General features: G+C 42.5%; 15 protein-coding genes and 4 tRNA genes. 7 read left to right on the forward strand and 12 right to left on the reverse strand.

Annotation, left to right across the window (positions count from 1 at the left end; all coding sequences use genetic code 11):
* Nucleotides 1–50: 50 nt before the first annotated feature.
* The 3 genes from BLU80_RS10165 to BLU80_RS10175 form a co-directional block, all read right to left on the reverse strand.
* The gene (locus tag BLU80_RS10165) at nucleotides 51–1220 is read right to left on the reverse strand and encodes an HlyD family secretion protein (protein ID WP_091397588.1); all 1170 of its coding nucleotides are present in this window, start codon (nucleotides 1218–1220) and stop codon (nucleotides 51–53) included.
* 58 nt (nucleotides 1221–1278) lie between these two features.
* Nucleotides 1279–2667 (reverse strand): TolC family protein, encoded by a 1389-nt coding sequence (locus tag BLU80_RS10170; protein ID WP_091397591.1) that lies wholly within the window; start codon nucleotides 2665–2667, stop codon nucleotides 1279–1281.
* Between the two features lie 115 nt (nucleotides 2668–2782).
* A complete protein-coding gene (locus tag BLU80_RS10175) occupies nucleotides 2783–3424 on the reverse strand; it encodes a TetR/AcrR family transcriptional regulator (protein WP_091397594.1) in 642 nt (213 codons plus the stop codon).
* Nucleotides 3425–3934: 510 nt separating this feature from the next.
* On the opposite strand from BLU80_RS10175, the gene mazG reads away from it, so the two are divergent.
* Nucleotides 3935–4879, forward strand: coding sequence for a nucleoside triphosphate pyrophosphohydrolase (gene mazG, locus BLU80_RS10180; RefSeq protein ID WP_244518865.1), 945 nt, complete (start codon nucleotides 3935–3937; stop codon nucleotides 4877–4879).
* A 72-nt stretch (nucleotides 4880–4951) separates the two neighbouring features.
* Nucleotides 4952–8713 (forward strand): sensor histidine kinase, encoded by a 3762-nt coding sequence (locus BLU80_RS10185; protein ID WP_091397596.1) that lies wholly within the window; start codon nucleotides 4952–4954, stop codon nucleotides 8711–8713.
* A gap of 137 nt (nucleotides 8714–8850) precedes the next feature.
* Here BLU80_RS10185 and BLU80_RS10190 read toward each other — a convergent pair whose 3' ends face one another.
* The 4 genes from BLU80_RS10190 to BLU80_RS10205 all read right to left on the reverse strand — a co-directional run bounded on the left by BLU80_RS10190 (nucleotide 8851) and on the right by BLU80_RS10205 (nucleotide 11036).
* The gene (locus BLU80_RS10190) at nucleotides 8851–9249 is read right to left on the reverse strand and encodes an eCIS core domain-containing protein (RefSeq protein ID WP_139188126.1); all 399 of its coding nucleotides are present in this window, start codon (nucleotides 9247–9249) and stop codon (nucleotides 8851–8853) included.
* 115 nt (nucleotides 9250–9364) lie between these two features.
* On the reverse strand, nucleotides 9365–9751 hold the full coding sequence (apaG, locus tag BLU80_RS10195; protein WP_091397599.1) for a Co2+/Mg2+ efflux protein ApaG: 387 nt from the start codon (nucleotides 9749–9751) through the stop codon (nucleotides 9365–9367).
* A gap of 153 nt (nucleotides 9752–9904) precedes the next feature.
* Complete coding sequence (locus BLU80_RS10200; RefSeq protein WP_091397601.1) at nucleotides 9905–10408, reverse strand: asparaginase domain-containing protein; 504 nt, start codon at nucleotides 10406–10408, stop codon at nucleotides 9905–9907.
* A 70-nt stretch (nucleotides 10409–10478) separates the two neighbouring features.
* Complete coding sequence (locus BLU80_RS10205) at nucleotides 10479–11036, reverse strand: RNA methyltransferase (RefSeq protein WP_091397603.1); 558 nt, start codon at nucleotides 11034–11036, stop codon at nucleotides 10479–10481.
* 301 nt (nucleotides 11037–11337) lie between these two features.
* Between BLU80_RS10205 and BLU80_RS10210 the strand changes: the two genes are divergently transcribed.
* On the forward strand, nucleotides 11338–13377 hold the full coding sequence (locus tag BLU80_RS10210) for a M13 family metallopeptidase (RefSeq protein WP_091397753.1): 2040 nt from the start codon (nucleotides 11338–11340) through the stop codon (nucleotides 13375–13377).
* 162 nt (nucleotides 13378–13539) lie between these two features.
* Here the strand turns inward: BLU80_RS10210 and BLU80_RS10215 are convergent, their stop codons facing one another.
* From BLU80_RS10215 to BLU80_RS10225, 3 genes are all read right to left on the reverse strand, one after another.
* Nucleotides 13540–13980, reverse strand: coding sequence for a hypothetical protein (locus BLU80_RS10215; RefSeq protein ID WP_091397606.1), 441 nt, complete (start codon nucleotides 13978–13980; stop codon nucleotides 13540–13542).
* A 418-nt stretch (nucleotides 13981–14398) separates the two neighbouring features.
* A complete protein-coding gene (gene dapA, locus BLU80_RS10220) occupies nucleotides 14399–15292 on the reverse strand; it encodes a 4-hydroxy-tetrahydrodipicolinate synthase (protein ID WP_091397608.1) in 894 nt (297 codons plus the stop codon).
* 103 nt (nucleotides 15293–15395) lie between these two features.
* Nucleotides 15396–16376, reverse strand: a complete 981-nt coding sequence (locus BLU80_RS10225) for an acetyl-CoA carboxylase carboxyltransferase subunit alpha (RefSeq protein WP_091397610.1) — start codon at nucleotides 16374–16376, stop codon at nucleotides 15396–15398.
* 137 nt (nucleotides 16377–16513) lie between these two features.
* On the opposite strand from BLU80_RS10225, the gene BLU80_RS10230 reads away from it, so the two are divergent.
* The 4 genes from BLU80_RS10230 (at nucleotide 16514) to BLU80_RS10245 (ending at nucleotide 16980) form a co-directional block, all read left to right on the forward strand.
* Nucleotides 16514–16587 (forward strand) — tRNA-Asp (locus BLU80_RS10230).
* Between the two features lie 40 nt (nucleotides 16588–16627).
* Nucleotides 16628–16701, forward strand: a tRNA-Asn gene (locus BLU80_RS10235).
* 113 nt (nucleotides 16702–16814) lie between these two features.
* Nucleotides 16815–16888 (forward strand) — tRNA-Asp (locus tag BLU80_RS10240).
* Between the two features lie 18 nt (nucleotides 16889–16906).
* Nucleotides 16907–16980 (forward strand) — tRNA-Asn (locus BLU80_RS10245).
* Nucleotides 16981–17702: 722 nt separating this feature from the next.
* Here the strand turns inward: BLU80_RS10245 and BLU80_RS10250 are convergent.
* Both BLU80_RS10250 and BLU80_RS10255 read right to left on the reverse strand, forming a co-directional pair.
* Nucleotides 17703–19670 carry a RagB/SusD family nutrient uptake outer membrane protein gene (locus BLU80_RS10250; RefSeq protein WP_244518867.1) on the reverse strand — a complete coding sequence of 656 codons (1968 nt, stop codon included), beginning with the start codon at nucleotides 19668–19670 and terminating at the stop codon, nucleotides 17703–17705.
* 20 nt (nucleotides 19671–19690) lie between these two features.
* Nucleotides 19691–22852 (reverse strand): SusC/RagA family TonB-linked outer membrane protein, encoded by a 3162-nt coding sequence (locus tag BLU80_RS10255; protein ID WP_091397616.1) that lies wholly within the window; start codon nucleotides 22850–22852, stop codon nucleotides 19691–19693.
* Nucleotides 22853–23397: the final 545 nt, after the last annotated feature.

A 23397-nucleotide genomic window follows, 5' to 3' on the forward strand; every position in this document is an offset into this window, starting at 1 on the left:
CTCATCAGAACTTCTATAACCGTACTTTCTTACTACCTAATTCTGCTGCCTTATTTTGCTGCCGTCCCAGCAGTATCTGTACCGGCTGCAGGCGTGGCAGCCGGAGCGCTATTGCCTGCGGAAGTCAACAGAACATCTACGTCTACACTCATGCCTGAACTCAGCATCTGTAAGGTGGCATCATTTACGCCTACCAAATCAATTCTGACCGGGATACGCTGAACCACTTTGATAAAGTTACCAGATGCATTATCGGGAGGCAATAAGGCCATCTTAGCCCCTGTAGCCGGAGAAATGGAAGATACTTTACCTTTTAAATCCAAATCGGGATACGCATCCACATGTATTTCCACATCCTGACCGTTGCGGATTTTAGTCATCTGCGTTTCTTTAAAGTTGGCAACTACCCATCTTTTCAGATTAGGTACTACTTCAAATAAGGACTGACCGGCAGAAACAAACTGACCAGGTTGCAGGTTTACAGTTCCAACCTGACCATCAACAGATGCGGTGATGACCGTATAGGATAAATTCAGTTTAGCGGCATCAATGGCAGCCTGTTCCTGTTTGATTTTGGCTTCAGCACTGGAAACCTGACTGCTGGAAACGCTTTTCTGACTGGCCACAGCCGCTACATTTTTAGCAGCAGCATTTCTTTGCGCCTGCAAAATACCTAACTGTTTTTCAGCCAGTTCTTTTGTAGCTTTTGCCTCTTCGAACTGTTGCTGGGTTATCGTGTGGTCTTTAATCAGATTGCTATAGCGTTCAAAGTCACTATTGGCTCTCCAAAGGTTCACCTTGGCAGACTCGATTTGTGCGTCCACTGTTTCAATAGATGTTCTGGAACTGGCAATATTACTGGCGGTAACGCCAATACCTGCATTGGCTATACTAACGCCGCTTTGGGCGGTCGCAAGACCGGCTTCTGCATTTTCCAGCGCAATCTGGAAATCTCTGTCATCGAGTATCACCAGGGTATCGCCCTTATGAACATATTGATGATCTTTTACTTTAACATCTTTGATATAACCTGATACATGCGGGATAACCGGGCTGATATCGCTGGAAATCTGCGCATCATCGGTTTCTTCATGCTTTTGTGCATGTAAGAAGGCCATGACGCCGTAAATAATACCTGCTACGACCAATATGGAGAAAATGATCGCAAATAAGGCATTTGATTTTTTCTTGGGTTTTGTGGTGTTATTTTCCTGAGACATTTTTCTCGCTTTATTATTGTTATAATTGTTTAATTACTTGTTGGATATTATATTTTAATTATTGAGCCTGATGGATATTGTGTACCTTTTTATTCAGCACACCCACCGTCTCATAAATTTTATTATAGGCCACGGCAGCGTCGGCCTTGGCATTGGCATAATTAATACGCGCCTGTAACTGAGCAACGTCTGCATCGAAAAGATCAGTGGCGGTTGCCAGCGCATTATCGTATTTATTTTTCACGATCCGGTAGTTTTCCTCTGCCTGTTCGATGGCTTTTTGCAGCACATCCAGTCTTTTCAGCTGATGGTTATAATCATTATAGGCCTGGAAGATCTCTGTCTGGATATCATCCTCCAGCTGCTGTCTGCGGATATCCAGAATCTTTTCCTGGGTTTTGGCGGATCTTTCCTTTGATTTGTTCTTATATAAAGCCCCCAAATCATAACTTACGCCTACTCCGACATTCACAATATTATAGGCACTCAGCGCATTAGGAATATCTGCGGCCATATATCCACCCGTAAGTGCTACCGTGGGCAGTTTATTGCCCTGGACAACTTTTGTGTTATAAAGCGCCGCCTGACTGCGCTCCACAGTAGCCAGATAATCAAATCGGTTAGACTTAGCCATACCAACCAGATCAGCGAGCCCTTCTATCTGTGCAGGAGTGCCCACGGCATTGGTATCTATAATAATCTGCGTACTGTCTTCCAATCCCAATAACAGATTGAAATTAAAATTGGTAATTTTACGGTTGTTTTCGGCGTCCAGAACGGCTAATTCCATATCACTTTGTTGCAGTTCTGCTTTCATCAGGTCATTTCTGGCAATAATACCATTGGCTTCCAGATTAGAAAAATCCCTGACTCTTTGTTCAGCCGTCCGCAGGTTTTCGTTAACCAGCTTAAGCTGTGCATCGGCCTTATACAGATTATAATAGGCACTGATGATATTTTGAACGACGCCTTCTTTATCATTTTCTGCATCCAGCTTGGTGGCCTTGGTGATATACTCCGCACTTTTTATGGAGTTATTAATTTTCCCGCCGGCATAAAGAGGTAAAGAAGCGCTCACCATTCCGTAAACGGCCTGGTGTACCTTTGGCATTTCACTGGAAGAACTGCTACCGTCATCAGAGGAACTACCATCATCACTATCACTGTTTCCGCCCAGATCCAGTTTGATGTTCAGATGAGGCTGAGCCAGGTATAAATAGGCGCCGCTGACCTTCAGGTCCGGCAACTTGGCATCCTTGGCCTCTGTTAAACTGGCCTCAGCCTGTTCAATAGCTGCATCGGAGAGCATCAGTTTTTTACTATGCCCCAGTCCCAGCTCAATGGCCTCGTTTAAACTTAGGTTTTTTGTTGGTTGTTGTGCCCATAAAAGAGCAGGAAAGCTTACGGCTGCAAACAAATACCCTGCCTTTTTAAATGTTTGATTCATGTAGAATGTGTTTTACAATACGTTTATTGGGTAATTTCCCTAAAAGCTGTAATCGGAATTAATTAAATGCATTAGCCTTCAGCAATCTGTATTTGCCGGGGCTGCCTGATATCCATTATTTAGTATCCGTTACCTGCTTTTTCTGCAGGTAAACATGGATTAAAGCCTTTAAATGATCAATCACCCTTTTTTTATTTTTTGGATTCTCAAAAGGATCCGTGCCTGTGTCATCCTGCTCAAAAATCAGATTACAAATGGTCCGGGATAAAAAGACATGGTTGATGGTTCCCATAATGGTGGATACAATCAGTCCCAAATCAACCTGTTCATTAAACTCCCCATTTTCAATCCCTTCTTCCAGGATGGTTCTTAGTATCAGGCCATTCTTTTTAAATATATTACCAATGGCCGTATTGAGTTCCGGTCTTTTATTGAGCATTACCTCATTTTGAAGTACCTTATGAAAATGCCTTTTTTCCAGAACTTTATTTACCTGAAGCACGATAACGCGATCCATCTTCTGAATAGCCGTCAGGCTGGTATCCTGCGCCAACTCTTCAAATTCTTTCCTCGCCTTTTCAGATCTTCCCTCCACAATAGCTTCAAATAGTTTTTCCTTACTACCGAAGTAATAATTAATCATAGCGATATTCACACCGGCCGCACTGGCCAGATCTCGCATGGAAGTTCCTTCAAAACCATTTTTGGAAAATAACTCAATGGCTACATTAATAATATGAGATTTTTTGTCTGACATCTCTAAAATCCTTTCTTTTGCTTTTGAAATGCAAAATTAAACAATTGTTTAAGTCAATCAAACATTTGTTTAATCTTTTTTTCAAAAAAATAACTCAAAATAGTCGAAAAAAGCATCTATTATATTGATAATAAATTGTTTATATAATTTTTTAAAAAACCTGTCTTTTCGGTGAAAATTCAGATTTAAGCGGTAAATAAGTCGATTTTTGCGATTTATACCCCGCTTTGGATAAATCAGCCCTCCTGATATTCTTCCTTAAAAGCCTTTGCCAGCTGTCCCTCTATGCAAATTATAAGCGGCGCTTTCCGGTGGAAAGCTGTCAAGCGCTAAAAAAATCAGCTGAATATCTTTATATGCCCCCTGCAGCAATAACCATTAGGTGCTTTGCCACAGGTACAGTATTTTTAGGCCCTGACTTGACTGTAAAACCAGTCAGGTGTATCAATCATTAAATGGTAACGGTATTTACCCATAAGTTCCCGCTTAGACAATTGAAAAGTAAACGGTATGACAAATTCCAGCACAGAAAATAAAAATCAGCAGCCTGAAAAACTGGCTGAAAATCCAGAAAGCCCCCTTTCGGTTCCAACGCATACCCATCCGGTGAATATGCAACACCGGATTAGTCAGCAGACAGGACTGGAAGCAGCTTTTATGGGACTGGTCACCATTATGGATGAACTCAGAGAAGGCTGTCCATGGGACAGAGAGCAAACAATAGATACCCTCAGGTCCATGACGCTGGAAGAAACCTATGAACTGACCGGGGCCATTGATGAAAAAAACTGGTCAGATTTAAAGGGAGAGTTGGGCGATATTATGCTGCATCTGCTCTTTTATGCCAGAATCGGCAAAGAAGAAGGTAAATTTAATTTGAAAGATGTACTGGATGGCATCAGCGACAAAATGATCCGGCGCCATCCTCATATTTATGGAGACATTCAAGTCCGGGATGCCGAAGAGGTAAAGCGAAACTGGCAACAAATTAAACAGCAAAAAGAAAAGACCTCGATATTAAGCGGCGTGCCAAAGGGCCTGCCCTCCATGGTTAAGGCTGCCAGGATACAGGAAAAAGCCAGCCAGGCAGGCTTTGACTGGCCTGATGGGGATACGGTTAGCGTTTATAATAAGGTACTGGAAGAATTAAATGAGCTTTCAGAAGCGGCCGCTTCTTATGACCAGGCTCATATCGAGGAAGAATTGGGAGATGTTTTTTTCTCCTTAATTAATTACGCACGCTTTTTGAAGGTAGATGCCGATAAAGCACTGGAAAGCTGCAATCAGAAATTTATCCTTCGCTTTAACCGGATGGAAGCGCTGGCTGCAGCCTCTGGCAAATCCATTACGGATAAGGATCAGAGTTTTGAAGCATTGGATCAGTTATGGGAGCTGGCTAAAAAGCAGTTAAAGCAGGAGTCCATCAACGGCAAAGGAAAAACAGATGTGCACTAAAATGTAAAAAATATAAAAACAGAATAATATAAACAGGCGGACCAAGCCTTCCTTAGGCAGCACCAAAATCAAATGATCACCACACTCAGAAAAGCCATATTTAAGCAGGGCTATTCTCTTATTATAGCCGCATGGATGTTTACACTCTCCTTTGTGATAAGCAACTACTGGGCCTTTAATGCTTCCCCTGAAAAGGTCAAGCAGAGTTTTGAGTCTTACCTGGCCAGCCAGGAACAGGATTTTGAAAGGATTACCACCACTACCGCCGCATTAAATCTCTTATTGGATGAAAAAGCAGATAAATCCTCGCTGAATCTGCTGGATAAGGATTATGGTGTTTTTGTGTATGCCTTACGTGACAGCCTGCCTCCCCGGCAAACCTACTGGAATACCTTTAATATGAATGTCAGCCAGCAGGATTTACATTTGCCGGATGGCTACTACCCTATCCGGGCCAATAATGGCCTGTTTGAAATGCTGAAAAAAACAATCCCAACCAGGGAAGGAAGTTATCTGGTGGTGGGGATGATCCCGATCAGATGGACTTATTTTATTGAGAGTAAATATTTCAGGAACAGTTTCGCCCATGCACCCGATCTGGATGGGATGTATTATATAGACAGAACCGGAGCCGGAGAGTCCATCCATAACTCCAAAGGTCAGCAGCTGTTTAAGCTCAGCAAGTACGCCCAGAATCCGGATCAGCATCCCAGCATGGCTTCGCTAATTTTCAAGTTGCTGGGCATTTTATTTGTCCTGATTTTTATCAACGGGATTATTAATGAAATCACGCTCATCAAGGGTTTTTATAAAGGAGCGTTCTGGCTGTTGGTAACAGTTGTGCTGCTAAGGTTTATGACCTACTGGCTGCCTATTCCTTTTAATTACAGGAGTTATGAGCTTTTCAGTCCGATCATCTATGCTTCCAACATGTTGCATTCCTCCTTGGGGGATCTGTTAATCAATACATTACTGTTTTTTTGGATTACATTTTTTATAAAATACCGGCATACAAAGGTCGGGCAGGGACATCAGCAGCTGGTGAAAAAATACAGCAAGGTAATCGCAATCACAGCCTTATTCCTGTTTGCCCTATGTACCATGAATATGGTGAGCATTGTAACCAGCCTGGTCAGAGATTCCAAAATTCCGATCAATGTAGCCGACTTTTTTAATCTGAACATCTATACTGCCGTCACTTTTGTGATTCTGACTTTTATCACTCTCAGTTTTTTTAACCTCTCCTATTTTTTAAATCTGCCGGCGTTAAATGCAGGATTTAATCTATATGAACGGATGGCTATTGTCGTGGTCAGCGGTCTGATCCTGATTACCGTAGATGGTGCGGGCCTGGTAACCATCAAAATTCTGGCTTTAATCTGGATGGTGCTATACTTGTTTATCCTGCAAGTGCGGTGGGAGGACCTGCCCGGACCTCTAGTGGCATCCAGATATTTTCTGTTCTGGGTCATGTTTTTTGCCATGACCTTTACGGCCATATTACAACTTTCCAATAACAGAAGACTGGAAGAGAAAAAAAGGTATGCAGAGGCGCTGGCCTTGCAGGCCGACAATGCAGGAGAAAACCTGGTTAAAATGGCCATTAGCAATTTCACCAACTTCTTCTGGAATGATAATTTCAACAGGCTTTACGATGATGGCGACAACCGCTTTGTTAAAGACAGTCTGATCATGGCTAATTTTTCGGGGTTTCTAAACAAGTTCAATACCCGGATATATACCTTTGATGCCAACAGAGAGCCATTATACAATGCGGACTCCTCTTCCTTCAGTCTGCTCAATGCCCTGGTCAGCAATTCCAAGCCGACCAATGTAACGGATCTGTATATCCATGGTTCGGAGTCCGATAATTTTAATTATATCTACCGTAAGGAGATATCCAGTGTATATAACCAAGCCATTATGGGTTATATGTTTGTGGTGCTTTCTCCCCGCAAATATGTCAATAATAATCTTTCTCTGGAGCTGTTGAATAACCCGGTTATCGTGACGGGGCAGATACCTCAGAATTATTCGTACGCCGTTTATAAAAACCGGCAGATCTTCTCAAACAGCAAGGATTTTGAATTCTCGGACTCTCTAAGTGCCTATCAGGTTCCCCGAAGAGAGTTCAAACAAATCAATAGCTTTAAGGTAAAAGAGCTCTGGTATAATGCGGGCAATCATACAACGGTGGTCATCACGGAAAAGAACAGTGACTTACTGAATACCATTACCTTGTTTGCCTATCTGTTTTCCTCCTTTGTCGTCGTTATCGTATTGCTTAAAATATCAGGGTTCATTATCCAGAGCCGTTTTAAGTGGAAACTGATTAAAAACGGACTGAATTTTAATATACGATTCCAGGTGCATGCGACACTGATTTTTATCAGCATGTTCTCTTTTATTGTCATTGGTATATCTACGATCTCCTTTTTTATCAGTCGCTTTAATAAAAGCAACAAAGATAAACTGATGCAGTCGACCCAGATTCTGGCCGGAGAAATTGAAGAAAGCCTCGGTCAGGAACTTCCGCTCACCATGCAGACGCCCAATGAACTGGACGCTTTTTATAATAGTACCCTGGCAGCCCAAAGGGTGATTGAACTGGCAAACCTCAATAAACAGGACGTGAACCTCTATGACCGGAACGGTAATCTGGAGGCATCCTCTCAGCCTTATATCTTTAATGAGAATATCGTCTCCAATAAAATGCACCCGAAAGCATTTGACGCGCTCCATCAGCGGCACCGCATTAAATTTTTCCAGCAGGAAACCATCGGTAAACTTAAATATTTAAGCATCTACGTACCGCTTTACGGAAAGAATAAACAGGTATTTGGTTATTTAAACACCCCTGCCTTAAATTCTCAGTATGAGCTGGATCAGGAAATTTCCAGCTTTCTGGTCACCATTATCAATTTAAATGCCCTGATATTCTTACTGGCCGGAGCTGTCGCCAGCTTATTGACTTTTAGAATTACACAATCCTTTTCTGTAATAAAAGAAGACATGCGAAAAATCAACCTCGGTATTGAAAACGAGGAGATTCAATGGGACCGTAATGATGAGATCGGCGATCTTGTTCAGGAATATAACATCATGGTGCGCAAACTCGGCGAGAGCGCCAGAGCGCTGGCCAGAAGCGAAAGAGAAGGGGCCTGGAAAGAAATGGCCAGACAGGTGGCTCATGAAATCAAAAACCCGCTTACTCCTATGAAGCTGAGCCTGCAGTTTTTGCAACGCTCCGCCCAAAACCCCAGTACGGATATTCATTCCTTATCCAAAAGGGTATCAGATATGCTGATTGAACAAATTGACCAGCTGGCAAAAATTGCCAGCGACTTTTCTCAATTCGCCAATATCCATCATACCAAGCCCGAAACCTTTACCATAGAAGAGATTATACGCCCCTTACTGTTACTATATAATACAGAGGATGGCATTGAAGTCAATTACAGGGCGTCTCAGGAAAAAAATACCGTAATGGCCGATAAAGTTCAGCTTAGAAGAGTCTTTACCAATTTAATTAAAAATGCGCTGGAGGCTTCTGAACAAATGGATCAATTTTCTGTAACGATCCAAGAACAAAGAATTGAGAAAAACGTCATGGTTACTGTGGCAGACAAAGGTATGGGAATCACTCAACAAGAAGCGGCCAAAATATTCGTTCCTAATTTTACGACCAAGACCTCCGGAACGGGCCTTGGTCTTGCCATCTGCAAGGGTATCGTAGAAAATGCAGGCGGACAGATCTGGTTCGAAAGTGAGGTTGGAAAAGGTACGACATTTTATGTCAGTCTGCCGCTGTATAACGCCTCAGCCACAGACTAACATTCAGCAATGAGTATTAAAAATCATAGGCAGATAAATATAACTGCCCGCTTATGGAGTTTAAGGATAACGAATCCTGACTATTACTGTCAGCCGGCATCCCTGATTGTGGAGGCTTAAAAAGGCAGACGCTTCCGCTAAGAGGTATATTCAAAATAATAATCCTGCAGAATATCTACTGAGTCTTCATTGGCTCTCGCTTCAACTTCCCATTTATTATTATGATACCCATTTCTGAAGCTTTCAGACAGATACATAAAAATAAACTTTACATTGCCATAAGTGGCAAACTGCCGGACATGCGCCAATTCATGAGCGACCCATCTTTGATTATTTAAAAATACGCGGGGAGTACTGTGAGAGAGATGAATGGTCCTAAATAAAGTAAAAGCTACATCCTTTTCTTTAATGCACCAACAGGCCATTTTAGCTATCCAGCTGTTTTGGCGAATGCGTATACGTGTTTTATGAGGTGCAGGTGTCTTACCCAATTCCTTTAATGTAGCATCCTTTAGTGTGTAAGGTACGAGTTCCATGAACAAAATTAGATTCTGCCCTCATTTTAGTAGAAAAGAAAACCGAACTGACAGCCATGACAGCCCTTTGATGGAATGGCCACCATAGGAACGCCCTATTAGCGCTGCAGCCCGCTTAATTGAGTTTGGATGGCGTAATCAGGTCAAAAGCCGGAATAGGCACGGTAAACTGCATTTTAGTATCCTGATTTTCCATCAGATAATCACCATGCATACGCCCCATTTCTGAATTCAGGTTACAGCCGCTGATATATTGATAAGCAGCTCCGGGTTCTATATAAGGCTGGGCGCCCACCACCCCATCTCCTTTGACTTCCTGGGTTGTTCCATTAGAGTCGAAAATATGCCAGTGCCGGCTAAGTAGCCGCACCACAAAATGATTGTGGTTTTCAATAGTGATCCGGTAGGCAAATAAATACTCATTTACCATCGGGCTGCTTTGATCCGGCTGGAAAAAAGTCTCCACATTAATTTTGATACCTTGAGATATTTGATAGGTCATCTTTTAGGGTATTTAATACGCAATTTTGATACCTTAAAGATAACGTTTAGATTGAACTTAGTGTTACAACATCACTAAAAATTCGGTGAGTGGCTGGTAAAATTCCTTTAACAGCCACCACAGAACTTTTAAGTAACTGAAAATCAATTATAATTACCCGGCATTGACAGGTGTAATTTCTTCAAAGAAACCGGTCTTTTTGTTTTTGCGCACATTGTCCCAGTTATAATAGCGGCCATTCATAGCCACGTAAACCCCGTGAGGCAGGGTCTGCAGAAAAGCCAGCGCGGCTCCTAAATTAAAAAACCCGTCTGAGCTCCCGAATTTATAGGGAATCATCGCGCCTGTAATTACGATAGTTTTAGGCAAATTAGCGGCCGCCAGATAAGCAGCCGTCTGACTCATTGTATCGGTACCGTGAGTTAGTAAGATTCTGTCCTCTGGGACAGATCTGCAGGTATGCAGGATGAGCTCTCTGTCCGTATCTGTCATTTCCAGAGAATCCACCATCATCAGTGTTCTGATTTCTACAGAGACCGTGCAGCGACCTAGCTGCAGCATCTCAGGCACATGGGTCTGCTCAAAATCCAGCTTCCCATGGATCATGTCATATTCCTTGTCAAACGTTCCTCCTGTGACCAAAATTCGGATTGTCATTTTCAATGGATTATAGGGGTTAATTAAAATTTTTACACTAAAAATATTTTCAATAATTCACCGGAATCTCTCACCGGATACTCCTTAACAGTTTGGAGGATTCCCAGATTACGATGCCTGCAGCCACAGAAATATTCAAAGAATGTTTTGTGCCATATTGGGGAATTTCCAGGCAACCGTCGCTTAGGTCAATGATCTGCTGTTCCACCCCCTGGACTTCATTGCCCAAAATCAGCACCAGTCCTTTGGCGATTCCATCAGCACTCAATGTCTTCAGCACTTCCATCTTTTCTGTAGAAATACTGTGGACGGCCTGTTCCACTGCATAAACCGCATAACCTTTTTGGCGGGCCTGTGCCACGGCCGCTGCCGTTTCCTTAAAATAGCTCCAGGCGACCGTCTCTGTCGCCCCGAGGGCTGTTTTGTGGATATCCCGGTGCGGAGGCTGCGGCGTATAACCGCAAAGCATGATCTGTTCACACAAAAATGCATCAGCCGTCCTAAACACGCTGCCAACATTATGCATGCTGCGAATATTATCCAAAATGATGATCAGCGGCATTTTTTCGGCCGCTTTAAATTCTTCGGGGCTTAATCTGCCCAGATCATCCATGCTTAATTTTTGCATGGCGCAAAGTACGCACAAAAATACCAAAAAACCACCCCGGCCAGTTCTCTGATTAGATAAGCGATTTTAAAATTATTTTCCGACATTTGCTAAGCACAATGAACTAAGAAACAAAATTGGGCAGAACAGACATCCATAGTATTTAAAATCAGCACCTGGCTGAAACCTCCTTTATGTGTGTTTTGATAGTGGTGTCATGATGGATCCGTGGCTCCCCTTTGCTGAAGGCCGGTTTCAGGAACAGGTAAACTGACAGTGATAATAAAAATCAAATTTGGACTTAAATAATAAAAATAAAACCATGAATAAAGTTACGCTTTCTGCTGCTGCAGTAGCGGTGGTTTCCAGCTTTGCCGCCTGCAGCGGCCCAGGCACGGGAAATGGCAAAACCCAGCAGCATTTTATTGAAACCCAGTATATAGACAGCACCGTCAAACCGGGCGATAATTTCTTCCAGTTTGTCAACGGCAAATGGCTGGATACGGTTAAAATACCGGAAGACAAAGTAGCTGTCGGCGGATTCAATAAACTATATGACGATAATCAGGAGGAACTCCGCGCTATTTTGGAAGATTCCCTGGGAGACAAAAAGGCTGGCAGTATTGAACAAAAGGTCGGTGATTATTACCGTTCCGGAATGGACACAATTACCAGAGATAAAAGAGGTTACGATCCGATAAAGCCGATGCTGGCCTCCATTGAAGCCATTAAGGATCTGCCCAGCCTGATGATTTATGTGGCCGATGCGGCCAAAAGAGGCGATCAGTCCATTATCTCCTTTAATGTCGGACCAGACCAGAAAAACAGTTCCATGAACATAGCCTCCTTCCATCAGACCGGCCTTGGGCTGCCGGACAGAGACTATTATTTTAAAACCGATAGCTCTACCTTAAATATTCAAAAGGCTTACAGGGTTTATTTAGCCAGCCTTTTTACATTGACCGGAACAGATTCTGCTACCGCTCAAAAAGATGCGGCGACTGTATATCAAATAGAAAAACAAATCGCCGGCTCTCATAAAACCAGGGTAGAATTAAGAGATGTCACTGCCAATTATAATAAAATACCGGTAGCCACTCTGGTCAGCACCGAGCCTAATATCGGCTGGAGCGATTTGTTGAAAAACCTGGGTGCCAATGGCGTTGATTCCCTGGATGTAGAACAGCCGGGCTATTATCAGGCCCTTAATAAACTGCTGGTTGCTGTACCTATTGATCAATGGAAAATCTACCTGAAGGCCAATACGATAGGATCCTATGCCGGCGTTCTGAGCACTCCTTTTTCTGATGCGGCATTTGCTTATTCAAAAGTGCTTACCGGAAGGGACAAACAGGAAGATCTCTGGAAAAGAATGGTATCAGCCGTCGACCATAACCTGGGAGAACTGCTAGGACAGTTATATGTTAAGAAGTATTTCCCGCCAGAGGCTAAAAAAAGAATGGATCAGCTGGTAACGAATCTGGAAACAGCCTTCTCAAACAGAATTCAGCATCTGGACTGGATGAGTGATACGACAAAAGCGACAGCCCAGATAAAACTCAAGGCTATTGTTCGTAAAATCGGCTATCCTAACACCTGGAGAGATTATAGTAAAGTAAATGTGGACAAAGCCAAATATTTTGAGAACACAATTTCTGCCAGGGAGAATAACTACAATTTCCAGTTGTCTCAGTTAGGCAAGCCAGTGGATAAAAATATCTGGTACATGACCCCTCCTACCGTCAATGCCTATTATGACCCAACCACCAATCAGATTGTATTCCCTGCCGGTATTCTGCAGTATCCATTCTTTGATAAGGATGCAGATGACGCCGTTAATTATGGAGCGATTGGTATGGTTATCGGTCATGAAATGACCCATGGCTTTGATGACCAGGGTTCTCAATACGATAAAGTCGGCAATATCAATAACTGGTGGTCCAGTGAAGACAAAGCTAAATTTGATGAAAAAGTTCAGAAAATACAGAAGCTGTATGACGGATTTACGGTTTTAGATTCACTGCATGTCAACGGTAAATTAACAACCGGAGAAAATATGGCGGATTTTGGTGGTGTGGCCATCGCTTGGGATGCCTTTAAATTAACCAAGCAGGGACAAGATACCACAAAGATTGACGGATATACACCTGATCAGCGCTTCTTTATGTCCCTGGCCCAGATCTGGAGAAGTAAATATAAAGACGCAACGATTCGTCAGCGCATCAATCTGGATCCTCACTCTCCTGCCATGTGGCGTGTACTCGGACCACTGATGAACTTTGATCCTTTTTACAAGGCTTTCAATGTTCAGCCGGGTGATAAAATGTACATCAAACCGGAAGACAGGCTGAAAATCTGGTAATCCATTTTAGGCGCGGCCTCTTTAAAGAGCGTCTGGACAAATTGCCTTAAAAATGAACACCCTGCCACTGAACGACAGTTCAGATAGGCAGGGTGTTCATTTTTTATAATAGATTATTTTTACCACACAGACCGCCGACGATCCCATTATATCATCCGCGGCTTATTTATCATTTATCGTTTCTGTATCCAGTGCAAGACTGTCCAGATGTACATTAAAGCTATAGTTAAATGTAATATTCCAGACGTTCGGATCTTCTTTTATGCAACGATCAAATAAATCACCTGAAAAAACAACAGCCACCTGATCCGGATGCGCATCCGTATTCAACTGCAGCCCTTCCTTTTTCAGCAGCTCATCCACCATTTCTGTATTACAGATAACTCCGGTATAGTAAGGGATTTGATCGTCTAAATGATTTACGTAAAGGTTCCACTGGGTTTTATCATTCTCTTTAAAGCCATAAAGTTGGGCAGTTTTACCAGAGACACTTGTAATAACCGTGCTGCCACAGCCACAGTCCTTTTCTGTTTCCTTATGGCAACTACTAAAAATAAAAAGCCAAATAAAACTACCGATAACAAGGCTGCAAAAATTCTTCATAAGCATTACGTATTTAAAAACCATTAAAACTGCAGATTCTCTGATTTAAATCATTACCTCCTCCCTGCCACATTTTTTTATCCTTTCAATATTGGTACAATGAAACATATCTTATGCATAGAACGTCCATGAATACTGAAACGTAACACCTGTTGACAGAAAAAATATAAAAAGGGGCCATTCCCTTAAAATCCTGCCTTGTTTTTAGTCGGCTTTAAAGCAAGCAAACATTATCCTTAGGTCTTTATAAGCCTGTCTGCCCATAATCCTTTGGTTAAAAAGAGGGTGTATATTCTGGAACTTTGCCGGTATAATTCTGTCTTGCGCTGAATAAAAAACAGGCAAGAAAGGACCTATAACCCTTAAATGCCTGTTTACTATGAATTACAATAGGCTTATAGCCTATTTTTAGTTTATTTTAATCTGCCTTGTAGCTGTTTAAAAAATCCTTTATTTTTTGCTGGTTGGGCGCACTTAAGGGAACGACTGGTAATCGAAGTTCATTTTTGATAAGTCCTTTCTCAAATAAAAACGCTTTTACACCTGCCGGATTGTTCTCATTAAACAATAAAGTGAAAACATCCAGAATCTTGTTATTTAACGCCGTAGCCTCTTTAAACTTACCCTCCAGGGCCAGACGGACAATGGTAGAGACTTCCTTTGGAAAGGCGTTCCCGGCCACAGTAATAACCCCCTGCATTCCCATGGCAATCTGCGGAATGGCGATATCGTCTTCACCGCTGGTGACCAGAAAATCCTGAGGTGCATCTCTTAGAATTTTGGCAAACTGTGTAAAATTACCACAGGCTTCTTTAATACCCCCAATACCAGGCACTTCCTTAGCCAGGCGTATAACTGTTTCTGCGTCAATATTCTTACCTGTACGGTGAGGTACATTATACAACAAAATAGGCTTAGGACTGGCAGCAGCCAATGCCTTATAATGCTGATAAATACCTTCCTGGGAAGGTTTACTGTAATAAGGGGCAGAGCTAAGTACCGCAACCGCTTTTTCCAAGGGGAAGGACTTCAGTTGCTCCACAACCGCCTGTGTGTTATTTCCACCAATACCTACCACCACCGGAACCCTTCCGGCTACTTTTTCATAGGTATATTCTATGATCTGTACCTGCTCCTCTTTTGAAATGGTAGGAGTCTCCCCGGTGGTACCCAGGGTAACCAGATACTCGATACCGCCGTCAATCTGAAAGTCAATAATCTTACCTAATGCCTCAAAATCAATGGTGTGATCTTCGTTAAATGGCGTCACAATGGCAACGCCCGTGCCTCTAAGAGAACTTTTCAGCGACATAATTGTTTGCTATATTAAATTTTAATGATGACAATGTAATTAAAACCTGACCAAAACCCAAATGATCCATTCAGGTTGCTGATTAGCTTTAACCATGTATGAATTAAGCCTTTACCTCCTCAAAATTGCCCATTTTCTCAAATTTGGCAATTCGCTGACTGATCCTTTTCTCAGCAGATACCTTTTTAAGTTCTGCCAGAGATTTTTTAATGGTATCCTTTAAAGTGGCGGCTGCCAGGTCATAGTCCCAGTGCGCTCCACCTACAGGCTCAGAGATCACACCATCTACCAACCCGAATTCACTCATATAGTCCGAAGTGAGCTTCAATTGTTCAGCAGCTGTTTCCTTATAATCCCAGCTTCTCCAAAGTATGGAGCTACAGTTTTCCGGAGAAATAACTGTATACCAGGAGTTTTCGAGCATAAAGACCCGGTCTCCGACTCCTATACCTAAGGCTCCCCCGCTTGCACCCTCACCGATGATAATACAGATAACAGGCACTTTTAAGCGAAACATTTCATAAATATTACGGGCAATGGCTTCACTCTGCCCTCTTTCTTCAGCTTCCATCCCCGGAAATGCGCCCGGCGTGTCAATCAAAGTAACGATAGGCTTATTAAATTTTTCAGCCAGCCTCATGAGCCTTAAAGCTTTACGATAGCCTTCCGGATTAGCCATCCCAAAATTGCGCAATTGACGCTGTTTGGTATTTGTACCTTTTTGCTGCCCGATAAACATAATGGTTTCTCCATCTAATGAAGCAAAACCACCCACCATCGCCTTGTCATCCTTTACATTACGGTCACCGTAAAGTTCGACAAAGTCGGTGGTCATTTTATCAATATATTTAAGCGTGTAAGGTCTATCCGGATGACGGCTTAACTGTACTCGCTGCCAAGGAGTTAGATTATCTGTAATCTCCTTGCGCTTCGCCAAGATTAAAGCCTCTAATTGTTCTATATTGGAGTTATAATCAATCTTTGGATTCTTTTCAGCCAGCTTTTTTGCCTGATCAATTTGTTCATATAACTCCTTGATGGGCTTCTCAAAATCGAGGAACTGTCTGTTTGGATACTGGGGCATAATTATTTAATATTTAGTCTAATCGAGTGTAAAAGTAACGTTAGAAAATTTTTTTAAAAAATATTTGTTTGATAAAATTATTTGTCCTTATATTTGCACTCCCAAAACAAAGGATATCAATTAGTTCTGGGTAGTTTGGATCGGTAGTTCAGTTGGTTAGAATGCCGCCCTGTCACGGCGGAGGTCGCGAGTTCGAGTCTCGTCCGGTCCGCTTCTTTGAAATCAAGAGAATTCTTAAAATTCAGGAAGATTCTTCCTTAGCTCAGTTGGTTAGAGCATCTGACTGTTAATCAGAGGGTCGCTGGTTCAAGTCCAGCAGGGAGAGCAAAAACAGAAAGAAAAGGCTGCAAAAACAGCCTTTTAATTTTCTAAAAAATCGAGCCCTATTTTGTGGGTTTTAAATTAAGTTCTTTATACATTTGCAGACAAGCAAATATTGGATCGGTAGTTCAGTTGGTTAGAATGCCGCCCTGTCACGGCGGAGGTCGCGAGTTCGAGTCTCGTCCGGTCCGCTTCTTGAAAAAGAAGATTCTTCCTTAGCTCAGTTGGTTAGAGCATCTGACTGTTAATCAGAGGGTCGCTGGTTCAAGTCCAGCAGGGAGAGCAACAGTTAAAAGGCGAAGGCCAAAAGACTAAAAAATTTTAAAAAGCAGTTAGGTATTTACCTGGCTGCTTTTTTAATTTACCACCCTCCTAGACTGTCGGGGATTGTTTATTCAGAATATTTGGGATGTTTTCAAACAAATAGTGATGCCAGGAAGCTTAGGTTCTCTTGAAGAGGTCACAATATAGATTTGGTTATACTAGCAATTACACCAAAAAATCATTATTGGATCATGAGACCAGATTTTGACTGAAAAATATATCCGCCTGCACTAAAGAATACTTACCGTATTTCCAAAATAGTAAATACAAGGACTGTAGCAAAGAGACGATATTGCCTTAATGAAATAGCGCCCTGTCAGGTGGATAGTAAGATTACCTATCCAGAATATACATGTGATAAAATCGGAAAACTTACAGGTTTTGTTGTCAATATTAAAAATAAATTAAGAGTTACCTTAACATTAAATCGGCTGTATAATAATTTTCAGCTAAGGCAGCCTGAAATACTTTGGCATTTCTATCGGCGTCAAGCATAAAATAATTGTCAGACAAAGATATCGTCAGCAGCATAGAGCCGTTCCTTAACACAATAGCAGTAGACTACCATTTAATTTGAAAGACACAAAACTGACAAAAAACCCCGTCCTTTTGAGACGGGGTCCAAATTTAAATCCAACATTACAAACTATTCTCCATCAGCAAAAGCCTGCTGTAATTAGCTTACCATCCAGGATTTTGCATCGCTTCTTTCTCAGCACTGGTAAGCGCTGACCCATTACTTTGAATCGCGTCCAAAAAGGACTGCGGTATCGGACGCAGGTAATCATACGCTGTAGGCGTGGCTTCATCATTAAAAGCATTATCTCTTTTGATCAGCGTCTTTGTTCTGGCCAGATCTTCCCAACGCATCAATTCACCTGCCAGTTCACGAGAACGTTCATTTAAGATAAAACAAAGAAACTTGTCTGCGTTTGAACTCACTGCCAGCACATCATAGAAATCATGGGTAGAATTAAAGATATCTGCCGTACTGTTTAAATGCATTTCACTTAAAGTGCTGCCTGTGGTAGACGCATCGATGTCGTTGGACTCATAATAAGTGTTTTTAGAAGAGTAAGACACGTAAGTGGCGGTGTTGGCGGCCGTATTATTTTTATAAGCAATACCGCCGTCTACATAGGCCGAGCGGTCCTCTCCATCTTTATAGGCCGCACGGTCCCTCACAGCATTTAAATAAGGCAGGGCCTTATCATATTCTCCCAGACGTCCATAAGCTTCAGCAGCGATCAGATAAGTTTCTGCCAAACGCGCTAAAATCCCGTCTCTTTGCCCGAACTGTGAAGCGACCGTACTTCTGGAACCGTCCATAAACTTAGAAAGTGCCACGTACTGGCTGGCAGTATAATTGCCATGGCCGCCTTTATAACCATTCGCTTCTCCGCTGAAATAGCGAACATACATACCAGGCGCACGGTAGTTAATATTGTCTGAAGTATACCGGGTGTCTCCTGCATCATTAACGATATAACGAATGGACTCTTCTCCTCCTGCAAACTTGACCTTGCCTACCAAATCAGTGGAAGGTGCATATTTAGCAGTCCAGGTTGGAGCACTGGAGGGTTTATTACACAGATAACTGGTCTTAAAACTTTTCCAGAACCTTGAGTCATTAACCCGGTCGAATACATCCAGGATATAGTCTGTGGAGCGCATGCGCTGAAACTCTCTGTCTCCGGCAATATCGCGCTGCATACCAGGCAGATTCTGATAAACGGACGGATAATACAAATGCACCTGATTACCATACCGACCCTGGGTAGCCGTATTGTCAGAGAATTGAGCCGCCAGGATGATTTCACTTAGCTGTTCATTCGGTCCGTCAACGGATTCAAAATCCCAAAGGCTGCTATAATTGGGAGCCAGGCTGTAATGCCCGCTGTTGATTACTATATCTGCATATTTTACTGCATTTTGCAGGTCAGATTGTTTGGTATCACTGTTCCAGTCATCGTTCAGCTCACTGGCCCTATACAAATAAGCCTTGGCCAGAAAATGTGCTGCTGCATACTTGGTTATACGACCTGTAGCTTCGGGTGTTTCCGGTAAATCATTATACGCTTGCGTAAAATCATCAATAACCTGCTGATAGGTTTCCTGGGCTGTATTTCTGGTAAATTCTCTTTCCACCGAGGTAGAAGGCGTTAATTTAAGTGGCACACCGCCATATTGTTTCACCAGCTTAAAATAATCAAATGCCCGCATAAAATACCCTTCACCCAAACGGGTATTCTTATTCTCTCCTTCTCCATAATAGAGCGGTACATTCTGAATCACAATATTAGCAGAGTTAATGTTACCATACATATTATCCCAGATATCCTGTGCATGGGCAGTCTCAGAATTCAGATTGGAGTTATAAGAATTCCACATCTCCATTGTCCGGTCACCGCCTACTTCAAATTCATCGGTTCCATACTCTGTAGTCGTATAAGCCCACTCATAATTGAAGTGAAATCTTAAAGACTGATACATACCCGTTACCAGCGCATCCAGCCCTGTCTGGGTTTTAAAATCATCCGTGCTCAGAGAAGTTACTAAATCCTCCTCCAAAAAACCTTTCTTACAGGATTGCATGGTGCATAGCCCCAGGCTAATCCCTAAAATGCCATATCTTATATATCGGTTCATGATCATTAATACTTTAATTGTTAGAAATTCAGGTTTGCGCCAATAACCACCCCTCTGTTATACGTAGAACCCCCTAAATCAGGATCAATCCAGGATACGCCGGAATAAATCATTCCGGGATTGGTTAACTGTGCGTAGAATTTCAGGTTAGAAACATGTAATTTATCCAGCATAGACTGTGGCAGCCTGTAGCCTAAGGAGATATTACGAATCTTTATAAAAGAACCATTTTGATAGTTCATGGAAGATTTATAAGGATCCCCGGCCGCGCTACTATAATCTGGAGAAGGATAATCATTGGTAGGATTACTTTCTGTCCAGTAGTCTACCAGACGCTGTGCATACCTACCCTGCAGGGACTCTGCTCCTGTCGCTATGGTATATCCCATTCGGCTCACCATAAATACGGTCAGTTCCCAGTTCTTATAAGTAAAGATATTTTGCAAACCGCCTGTCCAGTTCGGGCTTGAATGACCTACAATGGTTCTGTCATTATTAGCATCAATTTTATAGTCGCCGTTTAAATCAGCCACCTTAATATCACCCGCTTCAAAAGTGCCGCCATTGGCATTGAATTTAGCCATTTCCTCCTGATCAGCAGCCGTGTTTTGCCAAATTCCGACTTTTTTATAGTCATAATATACACTTAAGCGCTGTCCTATAAACCAGAGGTTTGATAAATCATCTTCTTTCCCATTACTGAGTTCCACTATGCGGCTTCTGTTGCCCGCCAGCGTTAAGGTCGTATTCCAGCTAAAATTACGGGTCTTGATATTTTGTGTATTTAAAGTGATATCAATCCCTTTGTTAGCCGTTTTCCCGATATTAGCCCAGGCTGTTGTATAACCGGTTAGGGACGGGATACTCATTTCCATTAAGATATCGCTGGTCGTGGATTTGTATACATCCACAGAACCACTGATACGGTTATGTAAGATATCAAAATCCAATCCTACGTTAAACTGCGTGGTACGCTCCCATCCCAGATTTTCATTAGGCATAGAAGCAGGATCTTTTAAAGAAGCGTCGCTGGATACATAACCTGCATCCACCGTACTGCCCCAGGTATAATATAAGGTCTGAACGCCTCCTTTGGTACCATAGGCATCAATAGCCGCATTACCCGTTGTACCGAGGCCGGCTCTCAGTTTTAAAGCATTTATCCAGCTAACTGAACGCATAAAGTCTTCCTGGTCTATTTTCCAGGCAGCAGCCAGGGAGGGAAAATAAGACCATTTATGATTATCTGCCAGCTGAGAAGCTCCGTCCCATCTGCTGGAAAGCGTTAAAAGATATTTATTGTCAAAAGAATAGTTCAGGCGAGCCATATAAGACTTCAGTGTTGATTTGGATAAGCCTGTACTATAACCGCTCAGCTTACTCACAGAGTTCAGCTGATACCATTTCTGGCTGTTCCAAGGCAGATCTTCCGCTGACATATCTGAGGTTTCTGTTCTGTTATAAGAAGAACTCTGCAGTAAGGTCAACTGAAAATTATGCTTCTGGATTGCTTTTTCATAATAAAGCAGATTATCCAGGGTCCAGGAAAGTTTATTACTCTGACTTAACTCGGCAAAATTGGTTGATCCTGGCTCCCCGCCCCCTCTGTTAATAGATAAAGAATCCATAAAGCGGCCATTTTGCCAGTTATAGAATTCAGGGCCAAAATTACTGCGCAGTTTTAATCCGGGTAATATATTCAACTCAGCATAGGCAAGACCAATTGTTCTGGTAAGTTTACGCTCATTGATATTATATTTATCCTCACCGATAGGATTTAAGATATTGATATCACCTCCCGGAAGATTAATACGCGCTCCGGTACTGTCAAACGGAACTGCGAAAGGCAGCATACCCTGAGCCGCAAAATAAAGACTGCTGGCTCCGCTTGCACTGGAGGAAGAGAAACCATAGTTCTGCACACTATAGGTAGTGGATAGACTTCCTCCAAATCTAAACCATTTAACCGGCTGGAGGTCAATGGAGAATTTGCCGTTGTAGCGGGTATAATCCTGACCTTTTTGCGTGCCTGTCTGATCCAGATAACCTACTGAAGCATAAGTCTTCATTTTTTCGGTACCGCCGCTGACACTTAAAGAATGATTCTGGGTAATTCCTGTACGCGTCACCATGCCGGTCCAGTCTGTTGTACTTACCTTAGAGCCATCCCAGCTTCCACTGGCCCAGCCTTTTTCGACATTGGCCCAGGCGTAAGCGTCCTGCCCGAAAATGGCCTTATCATTAGCCTCGGTAGCTTCTTCAGGGTACTGGTCTGCTCTGCGGTAAGCCGCTCTTCTGAATTCAATATACTGCTCCGCATTCATCATCGTAGCCTTGTCTTCTAGTGTCTCAAATGTTGCCGAGCCGTTGTAGCTAACCGTCATTCTGCCGGCCTTTCCTTGCTTGGTTTTTACCAGTATAACACCGTTCGCACCCCGTGAGCCATATATGGCCGTAGCAGAGGCGTCCTTTAAGATATCAACGCTTTCTATATCATTTGGATTTAAAGCCTCCAGACCGCCTGTAGCCAGCGGAATTCCATCCACCACATATAAAGGTGAATTGCTGGCATTTAAAGAACGTACCCCACGAATCAGTACACTACCCGTCTGACCGGGGCGTTCATTGGAAGTAATATCAACGCCAGCTGCCTTACCCTGCATTGCTTCCAGAGCATTGGCTACCGGCCGCCTTTCCAGTTCCTCAGCAGAAACACTGACGATCGCTCCGGTTAAATCACTTTTTTTCTGGGTACCATAACCCACCATTACCACGTCCTCCAGCGCACCTGCCGCTTCCTTTAAGGTCACCGTCACATTTGTTTTTCCGGACAAAGGGACTTCCTGGCTTGTATAGCCTATGTAAGAAATCAAAAGCGTTGTGTTCGCATCCGGCACGTCGATGGAAAATTTACCATCAGAGCCTGTTAAAACACCTTTGGATACCCCTTTAATGGTAACAATGGCGCCGATTACCGGCTTCCCTGACTCATCTACGACTGTTCCTGTAACCGTAACCTCCTTCCTGGAAAAAGTAGAGATACTACCTCCTTTGGGTGCAGCCAGAGAAATGGCGGGCGCACTGCCCAGGCACAAAACCGTCAACGACAAAGGAACATAGAACTTCTTCCGATGTCTTTTGATCAGCCCCAAGAGCTGATCCAGTGAACTTTTGTTGTACATTCTTTAAAGATTTTGGTCATTAATACCGTCATTGCTCCCAGAAGAAAAGAATAGAATATAAGCAGGATTGTCATGCATTTCCAGTATTGAAAACGATACCAGAATAAAATAACTTAAAGCAGCCTGATAAACACATATACAGCCATTATGAAAACAGTATTTAGCTTTATTTAATAATTGTTGTCCAACATTAATTAAAGAATACCTGAAAAAAGCATGACAAAACCACTGCATTTTGTGATGCTAGCTCATGAGTATCAACAGCATATCCATTCAAAACTTTCAAAGAGGTCTAACGAACGTTAATCATTTTTTCAATTCTTAACAAATATATCATGCAGGGTTAACATAACTGTCCTGTACCATCCTGTATAATTTTAAAATCTGACAATTAATTGCGTTAAACTGACATTTTTTCAAGCAGAATTTGATTTGGCCGCAAGCAAAAACGAAAAGTGGCGCGCAGTACCTCTAAAAACTAAACTTTGTAATAGGGTGCAGTTCAATGTATTAAATTAGCATTTAAATCTGTTTTTTCCGGTTTT

This window comes from Arachidicoccus rhizosphaerae, from assembly GCF_900107765.1.
GTDB classification, from domain to species: Bacteria; Bacteroidota; Bacteroidia; order Chitinophagales; family Chitinophagaceae; genus Arachidicoccus; species Arachidicoccus rhizosphaerae.